The sequence below is a fragment of the Kitasatospora sp. MMS16-BH015 genome (genome assembly GCF_002943525.1).
Taxonomy (GTDB): Bacteria; Actinomycetota; Actinomycetes; order Streptomycetales; family Streptomycetaceae; genus Kitasatospora.
On the sequence record NZ_CP025394.1, the window covers coordinates 391,530 to 413,107 of the forward strand.

Annotated in this window: 20 protein-coding genes; 8 read left to right on the top strand and 12 right to left on the bottom strand. The window is 73.6% G+C overall.

What is annotated here, in order from left to right; genetic code table 11:
* Positions 1 to 129: 129 nt before the first annotated feature.
* Complete coding sequence (locus CFP65_RS01745; protein ID WP_158701971.1) at positions 130 to 864, bottom strand: hypothetical protein; 735 nt, start codon at positions 862 to 864, stop codon at positions 130 to 132.
* A gap of 156 nt (positions 865 to 1,020) precedes the next feature.
* Here CFP65_RS01745 and bioB point away from each other — a divergent pair, with 156 nt between their 5' ends.
* From bioB to CFP65_RS01765, 4 genes are all read left to right on the top strand, one after another.
* On the top strand, positions 1,021 to 2,223 hold the full coding sequence (gene bioB, locus CFP65_RS01750; RefSeq protein ID WP_104814420.1) for a biotin synthase BioB: 1,203 nt from the start codon (positions 1,021 to 1,023) through the stop codon (positions 2,221 to 2,223).
* Positions 2,224 to 2,243: 20 nt separating this feature from the next.
* Positions 2,244 to 3,539: an adenosylmethionine--8-amino-7-oxononanoate transaminase gene (locus CFP65_RS01755; RefSeq protein WP_254552164.1), complete on the top strand. Its 1,296-nt coding sequence runs from the start codon at positions 2,244 to 2,246 to the stop codon at positions 3,537 to 3,539.
* A 108-nt stretch (positions 3,540 to 3,647) separates the two neighbouring features.
* Positions 3,648 to 4,376 carry a dethiobiotin synthase gene (gene bioD / locus CFP65_RS01760; protein ID WP_104814421.1) on the top strand — a complete coding sequence of 243 codons (729 nt, stop codon included), beginning with the start codon at positions 3,648 to 3,650 and terminating at the stop codon, positions 4,374 to 4,376.
* 296 nt (positions 4,377 to 4,672) lie between these two features.
* On the top strand, positions 4,673 to 6,373 hold the full coding sequence (locus CFP65_RS01765) for a CDP-glycerol glycerophosphotransferase family protein (protein ID WP_174805491.1): 1,701 nt from the start codon (positions 4,673 to 4,675) through the stop codon (positions 6,371 to 6,373).
* Here CFP65_RS01765 and CFP65_RS01770 read toward each other — a convergent pair.
* The 4 genes from CFP65_RS01770 to CFP65_RS01785 form a co-directional block, all read right to left on the bottom strand.
* On the bottom strand, positions 6,360 to 7,199 hold the full coding sequence (locus CFP65_RS01770; protein ID WP_104814423.1) for a hypothetical protein: 840 nt from the start codon (positions 7,197 to 7,199) through the stop codon (positions 6,360 to 6,362). The genes CFP65_RS01765 and CFP65_RS01770 overlap by 14 nt on opposite strands.
* 26 nt (positions 7,200 to 7,225) lie before the next feature.
* Positions 7,226 to 9,352 carry a protein kinase gene (locus tag CFP65_RS01775; RefSeq protein WP_104814424.1) on the bottom strand — a complete coding sequence of 709 codons (2,127 nt, stop codon included), beginning with the start codon at positions 9,350 to 9,352 and terminating at the stop codon, positions 7,226 to 7,228.
* The gene (locus tag CFP65_RS01780) at positions 9,349 to 11,547 is read right to left on the bottom strand and encodes a protein kinase (protein WP_104814425.1); all 2,199 of its coding nucleotides are present in this window, start codon (positions 11,545 to 11,547) and stop codon (positions 9,349 to 9,351) included. Before CFP65_RS01780 ends, CFP65_RS01775 begins: the two co-directional genes overlap by 4 nt.
* 198 nt (positions 11,548 to 11,745) lie before the next feature.
* Positions 11,746 to 14,001: an NB-ARC domain-containing protein gene (locus tag CFP65_RS01785; protein WP_104814426.1), complete on the bottom strand. Its 2,256-nt coding sequence runs from the start codon at positions 13,999 to 14,001 to the stop codon at positions 11,746 to 11,748.
* A gap of 173 nt (positions 14,002 to 14,174) precedes the next feature.
* Here CFP65_RS01785 and CFP65_RS01790 point away from each other — a divergent pair, with 173 nt between their 5' ends.
* Together CFP65_RS01790 and CFP65_RS01795 are read left to right on the top strand one after the other, a co-directional pair.
* Positions 14,175 to 15,050 carry an acyl-CoA thioester hydrolase/BAAT C-terminal domain-containing protein gene (locus tag CFP65_RS01790; RefSeq protein WP_104814427.1) on the top strand — a complete coding sequence of 292 codons (876 nt, stop codon included), beginning with the start codon at positions 14,175 to 14,177 and terminating at the stop codon, positions 15,048 to 15,050.
* 29 nt (positions 15,051 to 15,079) lie between these two features.
* A complete protein-coding gene (locus CFP65_RS01795; RefSeq protein WP_104814428.1) occupies positions 15,080 to 15,502 on the top strand; it encodes a GNAT family N-acetyltransferase in 423 nt (140 codons plus the stop codon).
* 53 nt (positions 15,503 to 15,555) lie between these two features.
* Here CFP65_RS01795 and CFP65_RS01800 read toward each other — a convergent pair whose 3' ends face one another.
* Together CFP65_RS01800 and CFP65_RS38620 are read right to left on the bottom strand one after the other, a co-directional pair.
* The gene (locus CFP65_RS01800; RefSeq protein WP_104814429.1) at positions 15,556 to 15,912 is read right to left on the bottom strand and encodes a hypothetical protein; all 357 of its coding nucleotides are present in this window, start codon (positions 15,910 to 15,912) and stop codon (positions 15,556 to 15,558) included.
* Positions 15,913 to 16,073: 161 nt separating this feature from the next.
* A complete protein-coding gene (locus CFP65_RS38620) occupies positions 16,074 to 16,220 on the bottom strand; it encodes a hypothetical protein (protein ID WP_158701973.1) in 147 nt (48 codons plus the stop codon).
* Between the two features lie 265 nt (positions 16,221 to 16,485).
* Between CFP65_RS38620 and CFP65_RS38625 the strand changes: the two genes are divergently transcribed.
* Positions 16,486 to 17,640 carry a CopD family protein gene (locus tag CFP65_RS38625; RefSeq protein ID WP_158701974.1) on the top strand — a complete coding sequence of 385 codons (1,155 nt, stop codon included), beginning with the start codon at positions 16,486 to 16,488 and terminating at the stop codon, positions 17,638 to 17,640.
* A 4-nt stretch (positions 17,641 to 17,644) separates the two neighbouring features.
* Here CFP65_RS38625 and CFP65_RS01810 read toward each other — a convergent pair whose 3' ends face one another.
* The 3 genes from CFP65_RS01810 to CFP65_RS38630 form a co-directional block, all read right to left on the bottom strand.
* The gene (locus CFP65_RS01810; RefSeq protein WP_158701975.1) at positions 17,645 to 18,367 is read right to left on the bottom strand and encodes a DUF998 domain-containing protein; all 723 of its coding nucleotides are present in this window, start codon (positions 18,365 to 18,367) and stop codon (positions 17,645 to 17,647) included.
* A 76-nt stretch (positions 18,368 to 18,443) separates the two neighbouring features.
* Complete coding sequence (locus CFP65_RS01815) at positions 18,444 to 19,280, bottom strand: hypothetical protein (protein WP_104814431.1); 837 nt, start codon at positions 19,278 to 19,280, stop codon at positions 18,444 to 18,446.
* Between the two features lie 135 nt (positions 19,281 to 19,415).
* A complete protein-coding gene (locus CFP65_RS38630) occupies positions 19,416 to 19,562 on the bottom strand; it encodes a hypothetical protein (protein WP_158701976.1) in 147 nt (48 codons plus the stop codon).
* A gap of 239 nt (positions 19,563 to 19,801) precedes the next feature.
* On the opposite strand from CFP65_RS38630, the gene CFP65_RS38635 reads away from it, so the two are divergent.
* Positions 19,802 to 20,137: a hypothetical protein gene (locus CFP65_RS38635; RefSeq protein ID WP_158701977.1), complete on the top strand. Its 336-nt coding sequence runs from the start codon at positions 19,802 to 19,804 to the stop codon at positions 20,135 to 20,137.
* A gap of 19 nt (positions 20,138 to 20,156) precedes the next feature.
* Here CFP65_RS38635 and CFP65_RS01825 read toward each other — a convergent pair whose 3' ends face one another.
* Both CFP65_RS01825 and CFP65_RS01830 read right to left on the bottom strand, forming a co-directional pair.
* Positions 20,157 to 20,840, bottom strand: coding sequence for a methyltransferase (locus tag CFP65_RS01825; protein WP_104820575.1), 684 nt, complete (start codon positions 20,838 to 20,840; stop codon positions 20,157 to 20,159).
* A gap of 76 nt (positions 20,841 to 20,916) precedes the next feature.
* Positions 20,917 to 21,576: an NAD(P)-dependent oxidoreductase gene (locus CFP65_RS01830; RefSeq protein ID WP_104814433.1), complete on the bottom strand. Its 660-nt coding sequence runs from the start codon at positions 21,574 to 21,576 to the stop codon at positions 20,917 to 20,919.
* Positions 21,577 to 21,578 lie beyond the last annotated feature (2 nt).

The window sequence follows — 21,578 nt, forward strand, 5'->3', positions numbered from 1 at the left end:
GGCGCAACGCCCACCGCGTGCAGTCACGCCGCCCCTCCCGGCCGTGCGGCAGAACCGCCGTCGGCCCGACGACCAGCGCCGACATCGCCCTCTGGCGCCTGACGTGGCGGGCTCGGACGGGCCGGAGGTTCACATCCAGCCGAAGGAGGCGCCCGCCGTGTAGGAGAGGGCGCGGGCCGCCGCGTCCAGGTCGGGGCGGGCCGCGTGGGTGTCGGTGGAGCGGACGGTGGTGACGGTGACGTACTGGCCGACGGCCTCGATGCGGGTGCTGGGGCGACCGGCCGGGACGGGGAGCTCGGGCTCGGTGGTGAAGGCGAAGGCGGCGGCGTCCAGGGTCTGGCTCATCTTGGCCGCGGCGCCGGCGTCGCCGAAGCGCAGCACGGTCACGCTGCCGAGCAGCTGCTGGTCGGTGCGGGCGAAGCCGACGCTCACGTAGCCCTGGCAGCCGGTGTTGACGAACAGGTTGTGCGCCCGGTCGGCGAGCGATTCGGCGCAGTCCCCGCCCTGCCGGCCGGCGGTGCGGCGGCCCTTGAAGTCGTCCAGGTCGACCGCGCGGGCCGCCGGGAAGTACCGGTCGGCGGTGAAGGACTCCGGGGTGAAGACGGAGGTCTGGGTGGGGGCGGCCACCGCCGCCGCGGTGGGGGCGGACTTGGCGGATTCGGCACTGGTCGGCCCGAGCCCGGGGATCCAGTCGCCGGGGTGCGGCCGGGTGACGATCCAGCCGGCCCCGGCGGCCAGCACGGCGAGCACGGCCCCGACCAGGATCCGACGCGAGGGGGTGCGACGGCTGCGGTGGACGGTTGCGGGTACGGGGGCCTCGGGCCCACCCGCCGGGCGCGGTGCGCGCTCCCCCTGGATGGTCATGGCGCAGATTGTAAGCCCATCAGTTGATCATCCTTAATCCGGTGGCACTCGAAGGACGGCCGAATCGCCCGCTGTGACAACTCGCACACCCGCACACCGATCTTCTGGCGGGTTCCCTCTAGCGAGGGCAGTCGTCGCCCGGGCAGGATCAGGGACATGGATCTGCTTGACACCCTCACCGCCAAGGGCCTGCGCCGGGAACTCCCCACCCGCGAAGAAGCCCTCGCCGTACTCGCCACCACCGACGACGAGCTGCTGGACGTGGTCGCGGCCGCCGGGCGGGTCCGGCGGCAGTGGTTCGGCCGCCGGGTCAAGCTCAACTACCTGGTGAACCTCAAGAGCGGGCTCTGCCCGGAGGACTGCAACTACTGCTCGCAGCGCCTCGGTTCCAAGGCCGAGATCCTCAAGTACACCTGGCTCAAGCCGGAGCAGGCGGCCGAGGCCGCCGTCGCCGGCGTCGCGGGCGGCGCCAAGCGGGTCTGCCTGGTGGCCAGCGGCCGCGGCCCGACGGACCGGGACATCGAGCGGGTCGCCGACACCATCTCGGCGATCAAGGAGGCCAACGAGCAGGTCGAGATCTGCGCCTGCCTCGGCCTGCTCTCCGACAACCAGGCCGAGCGCCTCAAGGCCGTGGGCGTGGACGCCTACAACCACAACCTCAACACCTCAGAGGCCACCTACGGCGACATCACCTCCACCCACACCTACGCGGACCGGGTGGACACCGTGCAGAAGGCGCACGGCGCGGGCCTCTCCGCCTGCTCCGGCCTGATCGCGGGCATGGGCGAGAGCGACGAGGACCTGGTCGACGTGGTCTACGCCCTGCGCGAGCTGGGCTCGGACTCGGTGCCGGTCAACTTCCTGATCCCCTTCGAGGGCACCCCGCTGGCCAAGGAGTGGAACCTCACCCCGCAGCGCGCCCTGCGCATCCTGGCGATGGTCCGCTTCGTCTGCCCGGACATCGAGGTCCGGATCGCCGGCGGCCGCGAGGTGCACCTGCGCTCGCTGCAGCCGCTCGGCCTGCACATCGCCAACTCGATCTTCCTCGGCGACTACCTGACCAGCGAGGGCCAGGCCGGCCAGGCCGACCTCGACATGATCAAGGACGCCGGCTTCGAGGTGGAGGGCGCGGGCGAGCCCACCCTGCCCCGCCACCGCTCCGAGGTCGCCGCCACCGGCGGTGGCTGCGGCGGCGGCTCCTGCGGCCCGTGCGGCGACGGCCACCAGGCCGCGGCCGAGCCCGCCGCCGAGGCGCCCGCCGACACTCCGGTCGGGACTCCGGTCGAGGACGAGCTCCGCAGCGACCTGGTGAAGGTCCGCCGCCGCGGCGCCGGCACCGAGCTGGCCCCCAACGCCTGACTAGTCGAGATAGGCCGCACGTGTACTCCCCGCAGACCCTGCTCTCGCTCGACCAGGCCCACGTCTGGCACCCGTACGGGCCGATGCCCGGCAAGGTGGCGCCGTACCTGGTCGAGTCCGCCTCCGGCGTACGGCTCCGGCTTGCCGAACCCGTCGGCGGGCAGCGGGAGTTGATCGACGGCATGTCCTCCTGGTGGGCGGCCGTACACGGCTACCGGCACCCGGTCCTGGACGCCGCCGTCCAGGACCAGCTCGGCCGGATGAGCCACGTGATGTTCGGCGGGCTCACCCACGAGCCCGCCGTCCGGCTGGCCGCGAAGCTGGTGGAGATCACCCCCGAGCCGCTGCAGCACGTCTTCCTCGCCGACTCCGGCTCGGTCGCGGTCGAGGTCGCGATGAAGATGTGCCTGCAGTACTGGCAGTCGCTCGGCCGCCCGGCCAAGCGCCGCCTGCTCACCTGGCGCGGCGGCTACCACGGCGACACCTTCCACCCGATGTCGGTCTGCGACCCCGAGGGCGGGATGCACCAGCTCTGGGGCGGGGTGCTGCCCCGGCAGCTCTTCGCCGCCGAGCCCCCGGCCGGCTTCGACGCCGGGCTGGACGAGGCCTACGCCGACTCGCTGCGCGCGCTGATCGCCGAGCACGCCGAGGAGTTGGCCGCCGTGATCGTCGAGCCGGTGGTGCAGGGCGCGGGCGGGATGCGCTTCCACTCCCCCGCCTACCTGCGGCTGCTCCGCGAACTCTGCGACGAGCACGACGTATTGCTGGTCTTCGACGAGATCGCCACCGGCTTCGGCCGCAGCGGCGAGCTGTTCGCGGCCGACCACGCACAGCTCTCCCCCGACGTGATGTGCCTGGGCAAGGCCCTGACCGGCGGCTACCTCACCATGGCCGCCACCCTCTGCACCCCCCGCGTCGCCGAGGGCATCAGCCGCGGCGAGGTCCCGGTGCTCGCCCACGGCCCGACCTTCATGGGCAACCCGCTGGCCGCCGCCGTCGCCAACGCCTCGATCGACCTCCTCCTCTCCCAGGACTGGCAGACGGAGGTCAAGCGGATCGAGACCGCCCTGCGGGCCCATCTCGCCCCCGCCGCCGAGGTGCCCGGCGTGGCCGAGGTCCGCACCCTCGGCGCGATCGGCGTGGTCCAACTCCACCACCCCGTCGACGTGGTGGCCGCCACCGAGGCCGCCGCCCGCGAGGGGGTCTGGCTCCGGCCGTTCCGCGACCTGATCTACACCATGCCGCCGTACGTGACCGATGACGCCGACCTGGCCCGGATCGGCGCCGCCGTGACCGCCGCGGCGGCGGCCGGATGAGCCGCACCGCTCCGCCCCTTGCCCCCTCCCCCGACGGCCGGCCGAGCCGCCGCCCCTATCCCTTGCTGGTGAACTTCCATGCTGGTGAACTCCCTTGCTGCTGAACCGATGAGCACCGTCCTCTTCGTGACCGGCACCGGCACCGAGGTCGGCAAGACCGTGGTCACAGCCGCCGTCGCCGCCCTCGCCCCGGGCCGCCTCGCCGTGGTCAAGCCCGGCCAGACCGGCATCGCCCCGGACGAGCCGGGTGACCTCGCCGAGATCGCGCGACTGACAGGGCGTCAGTTCACCTCGGTCGAACTCGCCCGCTACCCGGAGCCGTTGGCCCCGGACACCGCCGCCCGCCGCGCCGGCCTGCCCACCCTCGCGCCCGTCACGGTGGCCGCCGCCGTCGCCGAACTCGCCGCCTCGCACGACCTCGTGCTGGTCGAGGGCGCGGGCGGCCTGCTGGTCCGCTACGACGAGGCCGGCCACACCCTGGCCGATATGGCGCTGGCCACCGCCGCCCTCGGCATCCAGGTCTCCTTCCTCCTCGTCACCACGGCCGGCCTGGGCACCCTCAACACCACCGCCCTCACCGCCGAGGCCCTGGCCGCCCGCGGCCTCCCCCTCGCCGGCCTGGTCATCGGCGCCTGGCCCGCCGCCCCCGACCTCGCCTCCCACTGCAACCTCACCGACCTCCCCACCGTCGCCTCGGCCCCTCTCCTCGGCGCCCTCCCCACCAGCGCCACCGCGACCCCCGGCCCGGCCTTCCACGCCCTGGCCACCACCGCCCTCGCCCCGGCCCTCGGCGGCACCTGGGACGCCACCGCCTTCACCACCGCCACCCGCCCCTGACCCACCGCCACCCGCCCCTCCGGGCGGGGACCACCTGCGGACCGCCGCCGGCCACCGGGTAACCTGCTCCGGAGAGAAGGAGGGTGAAGCGGTTGCCCGGCACGCCCCTACGTGCTATCAGTCTCGCCGCGAGCCGCGAGCCGCGAGCCGCGAGCCGCGAGCCGCGAGCCGCGAGCCGCGAGCCGCGAGCCGCGAGCCGCGAGCCGCGAGCCGCGAGCCGCGAGCCGCGAGCCGCGAGCCGCGAGCCGTCTGCCTGACAGGTTGTATGCGATCCTGCTGGCGGGCGGAGGTGTTCGATGGACCTGAGCAGGCGCATTCTCGTCCCGGTCGGGCCTGAGCCACAGCGGTGGCGGACCTTCGGGAGCGAGCGGACGCTCGTGGTGGCCGCGCGGACGGTCACCTCGCTCGTCAGGGTCCTGGACGTGCTGCCCGCCCTGCTCCACGACGACCCCCGGGTGGCCGTGGTCTTCGCCTACGACCCGGGCTCGGCCTTCAACGCGGGCGTGCTCGAACTCCTCGGCGCCCTCGGCTGCCGCACCCTCCCCTGGGCCCAGCTCCCCGACCTCGAACCCGACCTGCTGCTCTCCGCCAGTGAGAACCTCGGGCCCCTCCCCGGCGACTACCCCGTCCTGGTGCTCCCGCACGGCATCGGCTTCCAGAAGCTCGTTCCCGACTCGGCGAGCTCCGGCGCCCGCCTCTCCGGCGTGGTCACCGAGGAGCTGCTGACGGCCGGCCGGGCCTGGCTCGCCGTCTCCCACCCGGAGCAGGCCCGTCAACTGGCCGCCTCCCACCCCCGCACCGCCGGCCGCACCGTCCTGGTCGGCGACCCCTGCTACGACCGCCTGCGGGCCAGCACCCGCTGGCGCGACCGCTACCGCGCCGCCCTCGGGGTGGCGCCCGAGCAGCGGCTGGTGCTGCTCTCCTCCACCTGGGGCACCGAGAGCCTGATCGGCCGCCACCCCGACCTGCCCACCGACCTGCTGGCCCAACTGCCGGTGGACGAGTACCGGGTCGCCCTGGTCCTGCACCCGAACGTCCGGGCCGGCCACGGCGGCTGGCAGGTCGAGCTGATGCTGCGCTCAGCCCTCGACGCCGGGCTGACCCTGATCGACCCCGCCGACGGCTGGCAGCAAGCCCTCACCGCCGCCGACCTGCTGATCGGCGACCACGGCTCGGTGACCCTGTACGGCGCGGCCCTCGGCCGCCCGGTCCTGCTGGCCGCGTACGGTCCCGAGGCCGTACCGGGCACGGCCGGCCACACCCTCAGCCGCACCGCCCACCGCCTGGCCCCGGCCGCGCCCCTGCTCGACCAGGTGGCCACGGCCCTCCACGCCCACCGGCCGGACCGCTTCGCCCACATCGCCGACCTGGCCTTCGCCGAACCGGGCGAGGCGCTGCCCAGGCTCCGCCACCTGGTCTACCGGCTCCTGGGCCTCCAGCCACCCAAGAGCCCCGACCGCGGCCCCCGGGCTTTCCCCCTGCCGCCCGCCCCGACCACTGCGGTCACCTCCCACCTGGTCACCACCACGGCCGTCCGCACCGCCGAGGGCCGTCTCGCCGTCACCGTCCGCCGCCTCCCGGCCGTGCTGGCCCCCGACCACCAGGAGCACGGCAGCACCTACTGCCACCTCAGCTCCGACCTGGCCGAACCCGACACCCGCCTGAGCGAGAGCGCCAGCGTCATCACCGACAGCGCCACCCCGCACGCCCGTCAGGACGGCCCGGCCCGCCTCACCCGCCTCCTCGCCGACTTCCCCGGAGCCCTCCTCGCCGGCCTGGCCACCCCGGACGGCTGCCTGGTCGCCACCCGCGACGCCCGCGCCATCACCGTCCGGGCCGCACCCGACACGGCCCTCGACCCGTCCCTGGCCGCCACCGCCGTCTACGCCTGCCTCCGCGTCGCCCACCCTCTCGAACCCACCACCGAGGTCCTCCTCCACCTCGGCCCCCGCACCCAGCTCCTCCGCCTGAGCAGTGCCGGACCTACGAACTGGTGAGCGTGCCCAGCGCGTCCCTGGCACCGGCGATGGCGGCGGCTTCCGCAGTGGCGACGGGGACATCCTTCGGGGGGAAGCCGGAGCCCGTGAGCGCTTCGTACCTGATGGTGACGAGCGCATTGCGCTGGAGTACGACCAGGTCCACGTGACCGAAGCCGGATACGACGGTGTAGAGCAGGGTCGCCTTGTCACCGAGGCCGGGGACGACCCGATCGTCGGTGATCTTCATGCCCGCCGTGGTCGCCATCGTCCGATCGCCGGTCAGCGTGGTCTGGTAGACGCTCTCTGCCAACGGATTCAGCATGACGATGACCTGCAGGTTGGTGTAGCCGGAGCCGGTGCGCGTCCAACTCCCGTCCGCCATGGTGACCGCCTCGCTCACCGGCTTCTGCTCGGTGCAGGTGGTCCCCTTCGCGTACCGGTCGACGGTTTCGGAGCGCAGCAGGGAGCAGCCGCCGACCAGAGTGGTGTAGACCGCCGCGCTGGGGCTTGTCGACGCGGACGACGGCCCGGAGGACGGCCCGGAGGACGACGGCGTGGCCGGCACCGTCGACGAGGCAGTCGACGTGGCGGTCGCTGCGTTGGCCTGCGTGGCGGCCGGCGCCGGGGTGACCAGGTTGGCCACCAGGCTCAGCGCGAGCGCTGCGGTGCCTGCACCGGCCGTGATGCCGCCGATCAGCCAGGTCCACCGCCGGGCGGGGCCGGCCGGGCGCAGGTCCGCCGGGTCGGGGAGGGTGGCCGGAGTGGCCTCCGGCGGCAGCGGGCGGGTGACCGGGGTGGGCGGCAGGGGCTCTGTTGCGGGTGGGGTGTCCTCGATCTCGGCCATCTCGTGGTGAACCTTTCGAAGGCTGGTCAGTTGTCGGGCAGGTGATAGGCGGTCAGCGTGGTCCCGTAGCTGACCAGAAGGGCTGAGTCCTGGGCGAGCACTTGGGGCTCCCCCGGCTGCCGGGCGAAGATCTGGTGCCACTGCGGGGTGCCGCCGGTGGCGGTGAGCGCCTGCAGGGCGATCCCACCGGTGTCGGTGGGTGTGGTGGCGAGGATCAGCTTTCCGGCGGCGGCCCGTACGGTGACGGGGCCTTGGGCCGACGGCCAGGTCCAGGCGGTGCGCCCCGTTCGCAGGTCGGCGCCGGAGGCGCCTTGTGGCTCACCCGTCACGAGTACCCCTGCCGCGTCCGCGCTCCCGGTGATCGGGTCACTGCGCGAACCGCTCCAGAGCCGGGTGCCCTGAGCGGAGTCGAAAGCCGCCGTGAAGATCCTCGTGCTTGCGGTCGCCGCCATGACGGGCGGCAGGCAGGTGACCACTCCCTGACGGAGCGCCAGCGAGCCTTGGTAGGAGCCGATGGCCATGGTGGCGGAGGCTGAGGGAAGGCCGGTGGGCCGACTCCAGATGGTGGTCCCGTCCTGGCCGTTCACCGCGGTGAGGGCGAGATCAGCGGTCAGGGCGTACAGCCGGCTGCCGGTCGGTGGCGCGTACAGGTCCTGGGCTTCGAGCGACCAGCGCTGGCGCCCGGTCGCGCTGTCGAGCGCCGTGAAGCGGAAGGCGCCGTTCGCGGCCTGGTCGCCGAGGAGCATCACGACCAGGAGCCCCGCCGAGGCCATGCCCTGGAGGCGGTAGGAGGTGCCGAGTGCGGGTCCGGTCCACAGCCGGTTCCCGTCGGCTGCGTCGTAGGCGTGCAGCGCTCCTTCCTTCCCGGTGACCAGCAGCAGGCCGGGTATCGGCAGGGCGACGGACTGTGCACCAGGAACGGTGTCGGCCGAGCGCCAGAGTGTGGTGCCGGTGCGTGCGTCGCGTGCCTGCAGCGAGCCGCCGGAGTCCACGGTCCACACGCGGCTGCCGTCGCCGACCGGGAGCAGCCCCATCTGGGCCGTACTGCTCCAGAGCGTCCCCCCGTCGGAGCGGGCGTAGCCGACCAGGCCGGTGCGGTCGGCGCACACCACTGCGGCCGGTCCGCAGCCGATCGGGGCCATGCCGGCCCGGGGAATGGTGACCGACCAGGCCGTCGGGGGGCTGCCCCCGGCATCGTCGGGCCACAGCGCCCGGATGGCACCGCCCACGGCTGCCGTGGCGAGCAGGGAGCCGCCGAGGAGGACCAGTCGGCGCCGGGTGCCGTTCGGATCGTTCAGCACCCGGGCCAGTTCGCGCTCGCGTCGGCGTACGGTCCGCTCAGCTCCGCCCATCCAGCCGGTGCCGACCGCCGGCCCGTACCGGAAGGCCTCGGCAAGCTCCGCCGGTGCGGGCCGCCGGGCCGGGTCCCGGTCCAGACAGCGCACCAGCAGGCCCGTCAGCTCCGGTGGCACTCCGTCCAGGTCCGGAGGCTCCTCGGCCGCCCGGTAGACCAGGACCGCCGGCGGTCCCTCCCCGAAAGGCGCGCGGCCGGTCGCGGCGAATGCCAGGACCGCGCCGAACGAGAACAGGTCGCTGGCCGGCGTGAGGTCCTCGCCCGCCGCGTGTTCGGGAGACATGAAGCCGGGTGTGCCGATGATCTCGCCGCTCGCGGTGGGCAGCGCCTCTGCCGTCGGTTTGCTGATCCCGAAGTCGATGACCCTCGGACCGTCCCGGGTGACCAGGATGTTCGAGGGCTTGAGGTCCCGGTGGATGATCCGGGCGCGGTGGATCGCGCCGAGTGCCTCCACCAGCCCTGCCCCGAGGGCCTGCAGCGCGGGCCCGGTGAGTGCGCCGTGCCGTGCCACGGCTTCGTGCAACGAGGGACCGGCGACGAACTCGGTGGCCAGCCACGGAGTCTCGGCCTCAGTGTCGGCATCCACCACGGCCACGGTGTAGGCCCCGTTGACCGCCCTGGCCGCCGCCACCTCCTGGGTGAACCTGCGCCGGAACTCGGCGTCGGCCGCGTACTGCTCCTGCACGGTCTTCACCGCGACCGGGCGCCCGCCGTCGGTGGCGGCCAGGTAGACGGCGCCCATGCCCCCTGCGCCGAGCCGTCGCAGAATGCGGTACGGACCGATGCTCTGCGCGCTCACGCACCACCCGCCCGGAAGGCGCGCAGGGTGGTGGCGGAGGCGCAGTACAGCGTGCCGCCCTTGGCTGCGGTGGTCCACCGGCCCTCGTCGGAGGCCGAGTTCACCACCCAGCGGATCGCGCCGTCGGCGGCGTCCAGCACGGCCACCCCGGACGGCCGGCTCGGCAGCGGGACGCCGAAGAAGCCCTCGCCGGCGGACGGTGCCTGGTAGTCCGCTCCCCTGTCCGCGGCGGTGGTCACCCCCACTGTGGTGTGCCAGCTGCCTCTGCCGGTCGTGACGTCCAGACAGTAGGCGGTGCCCATGGCTCCGGACAGCAACAGCCTGCCCGCGCCGAGCGCGCAGCCGAAGATCGGTTGCGGGGTGGCGGGGGCCGCCCAGCGCTGCTGCCCGGTGGCGGGGTCCAGCGCCACGACCGCGAGGCCGTGGACGACCAGCAGCAAGCCCCCCGTCCGTAACAGCCGCGACGGCACCCCGGCGGAGGTGACGCCGGTGGCCTGCCACCGGGATGCGCCGGTGCGCAGGTCCACCGCATGGATGACGCCGCTGTCCTCGAAGTAGCAGCGGCCGTCGGCGACCAGACCCATCGAGCTGCCGGAACCGCTCAGCATGGAGTCCTGATGGCGGGCCAGGGACACCGCCAGGTTCTCGGTGATCTCCTGCTGCCACAGCACTGCCCCACTGCCCAGATCGGCCCCGGCCACGATCCCGCCACCGGTGAGCGAAGTCTCACGGGCGAGCACCACCGTCCGGCTGTCCGCGCCGAAGACCCGCAGGCTCATCGCCGCCTCGTCGCGCTGTGCGGCGGGCACGACGAGCGGGCTCCGGTGGCTCTCGGCCTTGTCGTTCAGCCAGACCAGGCCGGCGAAGTCCAGGGATGTCCCGTAGATCAGGTCGTTCTGCACCTGGAAGAACTGGGCGTCCTCCCGGGACCATGCCTGACGCCCTGTCGTACCGTCGTAGCCGACCGCGCCCATCCCCTCGTTCCACCACACCGGGGTGGCGCCGAGGAGGGACAGCTGGTGATCCACCGTCATACCGGTGATCGGCTTGCTCCACAGCGGCTCCGGGCCGGCGGGCGGCGAACCGGTACCGGCGGCGTCGACTCCCCAGGCGTCCACGGGCTTTCCTACCGTCGCCGCGCTACCGGTCGGCCGAGTGCGCCGGGTGAGCAGGAGCGGGACGCCGACTGCTGCTGCCGCGCCCGCGCCGAGCCCGGCTCCGAGGCCGAACAGGCCACGGCGGCTGAGCGACTGCCAGGTCCGCACCGGCAGCGCGGGCGGATCGGCCTGCGGCGCGGCCAGATCGGCCTCGGCCTGCCGCTCCCGGGCGTCGAGCTCGGCCAGCAGCCCTGGGCTGAGCAGCGCCCCTGGATCGACCGGGGCCAGTGCGCCCAGCAGGGTCGTGGCCGTGGACCGCCGGGCGGGATCCTTGTCCAGACAGGAGGCAACCAGGGGGCGCAGCGTGCCTGGCACTCCGGAGAGGTCCGGCTCCTCGTACACGACCCGCCGGTTGATCTGCGCGGGCTCGCCGCTGCCGAACGGAGTGCGGCCGGTGAGCGCGTACACCAGCAGGCAGCCGAGCGAGAACACGTCAGCCGCAGCGGAGGTGACGGAGGCGGAGACGATGCACTCAGGGGCGATGTATCCGGGCGTGCCGCAGACCATGCCGGTTCGGGTCAGGTGCGTGGCGTCGAAGGCCCGGCTGATGCCGAAGTCGATGACGCGCGGCCCGTCCCGCGCGATGAGCACATTGCCCGGCTTGAGGTCGCGGTGCACCACTCCCGCCGCGTGGATCGCCGCCAATGCCTCGGCGAGCGCAGCCCCCAATGCCCGTACCCCTGCCTCGCTGAAGGTGCCGAACCGCAGGATCACCTCGCCGAGGGCCGGCGCGGGTAAGTAAGCAGTGGCCATCCAGGGCCTGCGGCCGCGTGGTTCCGCATCCACCACGGGCGGCGTGTGGAAGCCGGTCACCCGCCTGGCCGCCTCGACCTCCTGCTGGAATCGCCGCTGGAACTGAGGGTCCTCCGCGTACTCGGGCCGGATCACCTTCACCGCGAGCAGTCGCAGCCCAGGCGAGCGAGCAAGGTACACCTGCCCCATCCCGCCCTCCCCCAACGGCCGCAGCAACTGATGCGGGCCCACGAACACAGCCTTCTGCCCGCGTATGCCCCCGGCGTTCCTGTCCGCAGCCACCATGCCTCCCCGAGTGTGTCGCCGTCATCACAGACAGACACAGTGACACGTACAACTCACCCGGTGGTTCCCTTCCGCACAATGGTTTGCCGTCCCGCCGAGGGCAGCCACCGCCCTAGTGGTCACCGGAACCTCACCGAGGGGCGTTTCGGCGGCCAGGGCAGCTCCCCGCCGCCGCACGGCAGACTCAGCGCCCCTCGTTCACTCCGCCTCCGCCGCCAGCCGGGCCGTCAGCTCGGCGGCCCGGGGGCTGCCGCCCGCCTCGTGAATGGCCAGGGCGCGCCGCAGGCAGTCGGCCGCCTCCGAACGGTCCGTCAGCAGTGCGGCCAAGTCCTCGAGCGCCAGCGCCTCGTAGTGGCCGGCTCGCTGGTCGTGCAGCTCGGCTGCCGCCTCGCGCAGCTCCATCACGGCCGCCTCCAGATCGCCAAGGTCCGCGTGGACGCGGCCGAGTTCGGCCAGCGCGCGGGCGGCCATCCGGGTGTCCTCAATGCCGAGGAGTTCGTCCCGGGCCTCCCGCAGCGTGACCAGCGCTTCCTGGTCCCGGCCCGCGGCCCGCTCGGCACAGCCGAGGAAGTAGCGGGCCAGCGCCGCGCCCCTCCGGGCCGCCTCCCGAGTGCCGAACACCGAGGCCTCGCCCGGCTGTTCGGCCGCCCGGAGGTTGAGCGCCAGCGCAGCACGGTAGGCGGCCATCGCACGCTCCGGGTCGTGCCGCTCCCAGTACCGGCCGGTGAACTCCTGCACCGAGGCCGCCAGCACCAGGTCGCCCGCCTCGTCGGCCCGCTGAGCGGCGGTCTCCAGCTCGATCAGCGCCTGCTCGTCCCGCCCGAGGTCGAGCAACGGCCGGGACAGCAGGCTCCGCAGCCGGGCCTCGGCAGCCGCTGCCCGCTGCGCCGCCGCCGAATCACCCGTCTGCGCGGCCTGCTCGGCCGCTCGCCCGGCGGCTCCGGCACCCAGCTCCAGCGACTCCCGCCAGTCCGCGAGGTGCCGGTGGTGCAGGAACAGAACGGTGAACACCTCAGCCAACTGCCAGACCTGCCGGTCGAATCCGTGCGCCACCGCCGCCCGCAGCACCGCCATCACATTGGCCCGCTCGGCCTCCAGCCAGGCGACGGCCGCCCGACCCGAGCCTTCCGGCACCTCCCGGGCCTCCGTGCCGAGCAGCCCGGCGAGGTCCAGGATCCGCAGCCGGTCGGCCCTGATCGCCAGGTCGGCACGGGCGATCCACACCAGGTAGTACCCGACCGCCCGCTCCACCACCAGCCGTTCGATGTTCGGCGCCTCAGTGGTGCGGGCGCTCTCCCGAGCGTGCAGCCGCACCAGCCCGTGCAGCCGGTACCGTTCCCCGTCAGCCACCCAGGGCTCCTCCGCCTGGACGACGAGCATGCCGGCTGATTCCAACTCGGCCAGCAGGTCCAGGGTTTCCGACTCCGGGGTACCGCTCGCGGCACCGGCCAGCGCAGCGTCGAAGGTGAGCACCGGCAGCAGCCCGAGCAGCCGGTAGAGCCGCCCGGCCGCTTCGGAGAGCTCACGGTAGGAGAGTTCGAGTGCTGCCGCCACAGTGCGCTCCTCCGGGGAACCGGTCACCGAGATCCGCTTCAACCTGCTCTGTTCATCAGCGAGTTCGGCCGCCAGGGCGGCGAGCGTGAGCCGCTGGCGGACTGCCAGCCGGGCACCCACGATGCTCAGCGCGATCGGCAGGCCGTCGCACAGCTCGACGAGCGCGGCGGCGGCCTCCGGTTCCGCCTCGATCCGCGCTCGGCCGCAACGGGCAGCCAGCAGTTCGATGGCGCTCTCCTGGTCGAGGGGGTCGACCAGGAACAACCGCACGCCGTCGACGGCGAGTTCGTCGAGCCGCCGGGCACTGGTGACCAGCAGCGCGCTGCCCTTGCCCTGTGGCACCAGAGCCCTGACCTGTGCGGGCTGGGTGACGTCGTCCAGCACGACCAGCAACCGGCGGCCGCTGGAGTGGCTCCGATAGAGCATGGTCCGCTCGGCCAGCCCGGCCGGCAGGTACTCCTCCCGGACGCCGAGCGACCGCAGGCACATGGCCAGCGCCTCCGACACGTCGCCACCGGGATTGCCGCCGCGCAGCGCCGCGAAGTCGATGTACACCTGACCGTCGGGGAACTGCTCCTGGTGGTCGTGCGCCCACCGGCAGGCGGTCGAGGTCTTGCCGATCCCGGAGAGCCCGCTCAGCGCGGCGATCGGGTAGCCGCCGGAGTCACCGGCCAGCTGCGCGGTGAGATCCCCACGCACCCGCACCTGGTTGACGAATGCCCTTGGCGGCAGCGGAACTTGGTCCGGACGCGGCCAATCCATCCGGCCTGCCTGGTAGTTGAGGGTGACGTTGCCGTGCACCACGCCCGCCTGGACGACCCCGCCGTGGACGGTGCCACCTGACAGCTGGTTGGTGCTCGTCGCCTCCGGGCGCGTGCCCTCGCCGTCCGCCACACCCATCGGTCTGTCTCCCCTCGCCGGCCGAGCCGAGAGCCACCGTACTGGATCTCACGCCCTGCGGCAGCAGACTGGCCGGACATCCTCCGTATCCGTCTCACCCCACGGCTCCGGCCTGCTGTGACACCATCAGCTCGGCCCCCACCCGAGCCCGCCACGAGCGAGGAGACCGCCCCGTGACCATCGTCGAACACGCCCTGACCACGCCCTGGGAGGGTGTGCTGCTCGAGCCGGCCGCCGGGAACGGCGCCGGGGTGCTGGTCCTGGCCGGGTCGAGCGGGCGGATCCACCGGGAGCGGGCCCGCCTGCTGGCCGAAGAGGGCTTCCTCACCCTGGCAGTGCGCTGGTTCGGCGGGCCGGGGCAGCCGCCGGGGATCTGCGAGGTGCCGCTGGAGACCTTCGTCGCCGGGGTCGATCTGCTGCGCGCGCACGGGGCGAGCCGGATCGGCCTGGTGGGCTGGTCGAAGGGCGCGGAGGCCGCGATGCTGACGGCCGTCCGCGACCCGCGGATCGACGCGGTGGCCGCCCTCTCCCCGACCGCCGTCACCTGGGCCAACGTGGGGCCGGGCCACGACGGCCGGGACCGCCCGTACCGGTCCTCCTGGACCTGGCGAGGGCGGCCGCTGCCCTTCGTCCCGTACGACGACGACTGGCTCGCCGAACCGCGCCCGGCGGGCCCGGCCGCCGTGCTCGGCTGGTACGAGCGCAGCGAACGCACCTACGCCGACCGCCTCCCCGCCGCCGCCATCCCGGTCGAGCGGGCCGCGGCCGAGCTGCTCCTGGTCGCGGGCGGCGACGATCGGATGTGGGCCTCGCTCCGGTACGCGGAGCAGCTGACCGCCCGTCGGCCCTCGGCCCGGCTGCTCGCCGCCCCCGCCGCCGGCCACCGCCTCGTCCTCCCCGGCGAGACCGCGCCCGCCCCCTCCCCGCACTACGACTACGGCGGCTCCGACCAGGCCGACGCCCGCTTCGGCGCCGCCGTCCGGCCCGTGCTGCTCGACCTGCTCCGGGGCACGCCGCCCGTGTCCCAGTCCGTGGACGACGGTTCCTGAACGACCGTCCCTGCTGCTAGGAAGACCCCATGAACGATCTTCAGCTGCGCGCCGCTCGGACGGACGAGATCCCCGCCGTACTCGCCTTCTGGGCCCGGGCAGCCGAGGGCACCAGCATCACCGACGACGCGGCCGGCGTGGCCCGCCTGCTGGAGCGCGACCCCGAGGCCCTGATCCTCGCCGAACGCGACGGCACCCTCCTCGGCACGGTGATCGCCGGCTGGGACGGCTGGCGCGCCTCCCTCTACCGCCTGGCCGTCGCCCCCGACGCCCGCCGCCAGGGCGTCTCCAAGGCCCTCCTCACCGCCGCCGAAGCCCGCTTCCGCACCCTCGGCGGCCGCCGCGGCGACGCCATGGTCCTGGTCGACAACGCACAGGCCCAACTCGCCTGGTCCGCCGCCGGCTACGGCCCGGAGGAGCAGTGGCGCCGCTGGACCAAGCCCCTGATCTGATCCCCCGGCCGGGGGCCGACGGGCTTCGGCTTCGGCTTCGGCTTCGGCGAGCGTCAGTGCGAGGGGCTGCGCGCGCCGATCACCAGGACGGCCGCGCCGAGCAGAGCCCCCACCGTCACCAGGCACCACCGCAGGGTCCGCAGCCGCCGCCGGTGCGGCAGTAGCCAGGCGGTGAGCGCCGTGACGGCGGCCCCACCCAGCAGCAGGGCCACGGTGAGCTGGGTGCCGTGCCCCGGCCCCATGCAGCCCGACGAGCCGTCATCACAGCCGGTGTCGCCGAACTTCAGCAGCGTGGCGGCCGCACTCAGGATCACGAAACCGACGAGCCAGACCGGCAGCAGGACCGTCCCGACCAGGCCCGGCACCCACCAGCTCTCGTCCCGTTCCGCCGGCACCTGCAGCTCCGCCACCGTTCCCCCGCTCCGGCTCCGACCCTCGGACGCCCACATTCCGCCCGGAGCCTACCGCCCGCATCGCCCGCACCGCCCGGCCGGTGCCCCCGCCGATCGGATCCTCGGAAAGCCGAACGGGCCGTCACCGAAATCTCGGTGACGGCCCGTCGCGGTGGTGCTCACGCGGTGGTGCTGGTCTGGAACCTGCTCTTGATCGTGCGGCGCTGTCGATTACTGCGGCGGATGGCCCGGGCCATCCGGTACTGCTCGGCCTCCCGCAGGCGCTCGTCGATCGTGGCCCGCGCGGTGTCGAACTGGTACGTCATGATCTTCGCCCCCTGTTTCGGGCGACCGTCGACACCGCTGCGGTGTCGACCCTGGAGCCGCCCTGACACCTACGATTCTAGCACCACCACCAGCTGGTCGCCTTTCAATTATTGCCAACTGCAAGAAGATGCCGCGCTATCGAAGGCCAGGTGTCCGCTTGGGGTCGATTCGACCCCGGTGCTTCACTTCCCCGCGCCGCCATCCCGCACCCCGCCCCCACTCCACCCCTGGTCAGGGCCCTGCCATTTAGGTTAGCCTCACCTAATGAACAGTCTGCTGGTGGCCGCGAACACGGCCGGATACGCCCTGCCCCCGGCCTGGCGAGTGCTGAGCAAGGCCGGATACTTCCTCGGCCTCAGCGGCGCGATCGGCACCACGGTGACCTACGCCACCACCGTCCGGCCCGCCCTCCGGGCCACCCCCGCCTCGGGCCTGACCGCCCGTTCGGCCACCCACCTCGCCTGGTCGGGCGTCCTCCTGCTGGTCACCGGCTACGCACAACTCGCCGCCCGGGTGGCCCGCGCGGGCCACGGCACCTCCTTCGGCGCCGCCCTCGCCCCAGGACGGATCCTCGACTTCCTCCGCGCCCCCGCCGCCAAGGGCGCCTGGATCGCCCAGGGCACCGTCTACGCGATCCAGAACCTGATCCTGCTCGTCACCGCCGCCACCCTGATCGCCCTCTTCCTCCCGGCCGCCCGCCGCCACACCGACCGCATCGCCCTGGCCGCCCTCCCCCTGGCGCTGGCCGTCACCCTGACCGCCGCCGTCCCCACCACGGCTCCCGCCGACCTCGACCGCTGGCTCGACCTCCTGCTCGACCAGGCACACATCGTCTCGGGCACCGTCTGGCTCGGCGGCCTCGCCCTGCTCGCCGTGCTGGCCACCACCCGCCGCGACCTCGGCCCGGCCACCGGCCCGCTCTGGGCCGACCTCTGGCGCCGCTTCAGCCTGGTCGCCCTGGTCTGCGTCGGCACGGTGCTCGCCTCCGGCCTCTGGCTCAGCTGGAAGCACGTCGGCGCCCTCTCCCAGCTCTGGACCACCGGCTACGGCCTGGCCCTGCTGGTCAAGCTCCTCCTGGTGCTCGGCCTGGTCGCGGCCGGCGCGGTCAACCAGTTCTGGCTGATGCCCCGCATCACCCAAGCCCGCCGCGCCGAGGACACCACCACCCTGCGCCGCCTGACCCTCCACCACTTCCCCAAGGTCGTCTGGGCCGAAGTCGCCCTCGGCCTCGCCGTCCTCCTCGCCATGCCCTTCCTCGCCGGCTCCGCCCGCACCGAGGCCGGCAGCCCCAAGGCCGTCTCCTCCGGCAGCATCTACGCCGCCGGCATCCTCCTCGTCCTCACCCTGGCCGCCTCCCTCTACGCCACGGCCAAGACCTCCGACGCCCTCTCCCGCCGCCCGGCCCCGACCCTCCCCTGACCCGTCAGCCCTCTCGGGTGCCCGTGCTCGGTGAGGGTTCGTCCGCCGAGGAGGCCAGGAGGCTTCGGGGGCGGCGGAGTAGCCGGACAGCCAGTGCGACCGTCCAGGTGGAGGCGAGGAGGGCGGCGGCCCGTTGGACGTACCCGCCGCCGCCGTGCCCGGTGAGGGCGAGGGAGGCCATCACCAGGAGGAGTTGGACCGAGCCGACCGCCTGCGAGGCGTGCGCGAACCCCGACCAGCCGGGCAGGTGGCGGAACGCGATGGTCAGCACGAGCGGGGCCATCGCCAGCAGGAGAACGGTGACGCCTGCGACTTCGTGGACGGTGCCGTGCCAGGACGCGGTCCGGTGGGCGGTGTCGCAGCCGTCGGCCGCGCGGCAGTCGAGCCGGAAGAAGGTGTCGGAGAGGTTGCCCAGGCCGAGCCCGGACAGGGCCAGCAACCAGGCACCAACCCGGCCCGGGCGGCTGCCGCGGACGACGAAGTGCAGCGCCAGGAGGGCGAACACGACCGTGGCGGCGCCGCCGACGGCCTGTCCGGTGAGGACGACCCACGGATACCGGGCGGTCAAGGCGCCGAGGTCGCTGATGTCGTCGCGGCCCGGGTCGTAGCGCCCCTCCTGGAGCAGCTGGCCGAGGCCCCACCCCACGGTGAACACCACCGGACCGACCACCCCCAGCAGGGCCGCGAGGCGGCGCAGTCGTACCGAGCCCAGGTCGTCCACGTGCACGGGTCCCCCCACAGGAGCGGTCGTGTCGGCATGGCCCGTGAACCGGGCTTGAGCCCCGACGAACAGGATGCCCGAGTCAGCCCTGGGACTCGTAGGCGGTGACGGTCCTCTCGACCTCGGCCTGCAGCGGGCGCAGCCGGTCGACCAGTGCCTGACGGTCGGTGGAACGGCCGTCGGACCACTGGCCGAGGCCGACGATCATCGCCCGACCGGAGCCGGCGAAGGCCTGCACCATGCCGCTGTCCGGGGGCAGGGTACGCAGACCGGCGGTCGGCGGCGGGGCCTGCGCTCCGACCTCGAAGTCGTCGAAGGCCATGGTGAGCCCGGTGACCAGGTGGGCCGTGCCCGCCGGATCCTTCATGGTGAAGACGGCCAGGTTGAACTGGTCGTTCTCGGCGTCCTTGTAGAGCGCGACCTGCTCGCCCACACAGCCGCCGCCCTCCTTGATCAGCGCGATCAGCCGGGGACCGACCGAGTCCGGCTCGGTGCACGAGGGCAGGGTGGCCGCAGCCACCTTCGTGTACCGGGCACCGGAGGCCGACTTCACCTCGGCGGGGAAGGCCTGACCCAGCGGGACCTGCGGACGGCCCGCCGTCGCGGCGGTGGCGGAAGCCGTGGGAGTGGCCGAGCGCGCGGCGGACGCCGACGCGGAAGCCGCCGGGACGGGCCGAGCGGTCGCCCTGTCCGAGGAGGGCCACGTCAGCTCGAACGCCACGAACGCCAGCGCGGCAGCCCCGAGCGCCAGCGCGAGATTGCGCGGCCGGACCCGCTTCCGCGGACGGTCGGCGGCCGGGCGGCGGAGGTTCGCCTCCTTGATGGTCGCCGCCTTCACGAAGTCGTCGTCGAGCGTGACGTTCCACCGCGCGTCGTCGTCCGCCCTGTCCTGCCCCGAGGCCGGGTCACCGTTCTGCATACGGACGTACGGTAGTGATCACGCCGCAAGAGGTGAAGATCTCCCGGTCACATCTCGATCACCTTTGCAGGCCGCAGCCCGGAACGCCGAACGGGCCGCCACCGATCTCTCGGTGACGGCCCGTCCTCACACCCCTCACGCGTTCCCACCGCTCAGCAGCCGCCGCACGACAGCCCGTCGCACCCGCCCGCCCTGACGCGCGGCCCGCGCCCGCCGGTACTCCTCGGCCACCCGCAGCCGCTCGTCGATCGCGGCCCGCGCAGTGTCGAACTGGTACCCCATGATCTTCGCCCCCTGGTGAATCGGGCGACCGCCGACACCACTTCGATGTCGACCCTGGAGTCGCCCTGGCACCTAAGATTCTAGCACCATCATGAGGTGATCGCCTTTCAATTATTGGCCCTGCTCAGAGTTTGTCATAGCTATCGAAGGCCATCTGCCCGCTTTGCCACTGTTTATCCCGAGAGAACGGCTCAGTCACCGGCGTAGCGTGGAGTACAAGCCGCCCGCCGGAGGCCCTCATGGCAGAGCAGACCACACCCAAGGCAGGCCGCCGCAGCTACTTCGGCGCACTCACCGTCGCCGCGGTCACGGTCGGACTCCTCGTCGGCTGCTCGGACGACAGCAAGCAGCCGAGCCTGCCGACCCCCTCGCCACCGTCTTCAACCGTGCCGAGCACAGTTCCCTCGACGCCGGTCGTCCCCATCACGCCGACCGCAGTGACACCCCCATCGCCACCGACTCCGACTCCGGAGAGCACGCCAACGGACCTGCCCACGCTGAACATCCCGAACCCGGACCTGCCCAACCACGTCCCCGACCTGCCGCACATCCCGCACCCGCACGTCCACCTGTGAGCCGGTGCAGCCCGGTGGATCAGCCGGTCTTCGGCTTGAGTTCCCAGACCGTGGTGGGCTTGTAGGTGGCGTCCTCGAGGTCGGCAACGACCTCGACGGTGTAGCGGGCGAGCGAGGTGAAGCGGTCGCGCGGGAGGTAGGCCCGGCCCGGGTCGCCGACGATGACGTGGGCGCCGCGGGCCTGGGCGCGTTCGAGGAAGGGGAGGAAGCGGGCGGCCATCTCGCGCTCGTAGAAGACGTCGCCGGCCAGGACCACCTCGGCCGGGGCGCCGTCGCCGTCGAGGAGGTCGGCCATCGCGGCGGAGACGGAGACCGCGTTGGCGGCGGCGTTGATCTCGATGGCGGCCACCGCGTAGGCGTCGATCTCGGCGGCCCGCACCTCGGCCGCTCCCCGCAGCGCCGCCGCGACTCCGACCAGCCCGGAGCCGGCCGCGAGGTCGAGGACGGTCCGGCCGGCCACCACCTCGGGGTGGTCGAGCACGTACCGCGCCACCGCCACCCCACCCGCCCAGGCGAAGGCCCAGAACGGCGGCGGCAGCCCGATCTCGCCGCGCTCCCGCTCGGTGGTCTCCCAGAGCTCGATGGCGTCCTCCGCCATGTGCAGCCGCACCTCCGGCAGCGAGGGCACCGGCCGGAGCTCGGTGTGCGCCCGCACGAACGCGGCGTCGGCGGCAAAACTGACGGCTTCGAGACTGTTCGGCATGCCCCGCAGCATAGGGCCCCGGCCGCACCACCCCTGACCGCCCGCCAGCCCCCGGCGGCCCCGAGACGCGCCGAGCTCAGTACGCGACGGTGAACCGGGCCCGCCCGTGCCGAGGCCGCTCGGCCTCGTCCAGCAGGGCCACCGCGAGGTCCTCCATCGAAATGGCTGACCGACCCGCCGCGTCGGTGAGCAGCTCGTCCCGCCCCAGCCGGTACCGCCCGGTCCTGGCCCCCGGGGCGAGCTCGGCGGGCGGGGCGAGATAGGTCCAGTCGGCCGCCGCGCCGGTGTCCCGGCAGGCCTCCCACTGCGTCCGGCAGGCCGCCGCGATCGGGCGGAGTTCGGGCGGGAAGTCGGCGGTGTCCATCAGCTCGGTGCCGTCCACCAGGAGGGAGGCGGCCCCGCCGACCAGCAGCAGCCTGCCACCGGTACGGGCGACGGCCGTAAGCATCGCCCCGGTGACGGCGGCCAGTTCCGGCTCGCGCCCCGGAGCCGGGCGGGTCGCGCTCACCACCACGTCCTGGCCCGCCGTCAGCTCGGCCACCGCCGCCGCGTCGGCGGCGTCGCCCAACCGGCCGACCACTCCCGCCGGCAGCGCGGCCAGGCTCCCGGGCGAACGGACCACGGCGGTGACGGCATGCCCACGGGCGAGCGCCTCGGCGACCACCCGACTCCCGACGGCCCCGGCCGCCCCGAACACGGTCAGGCGGAGCGGGCTGGGCTGGAGGTTGCTCTGCACGG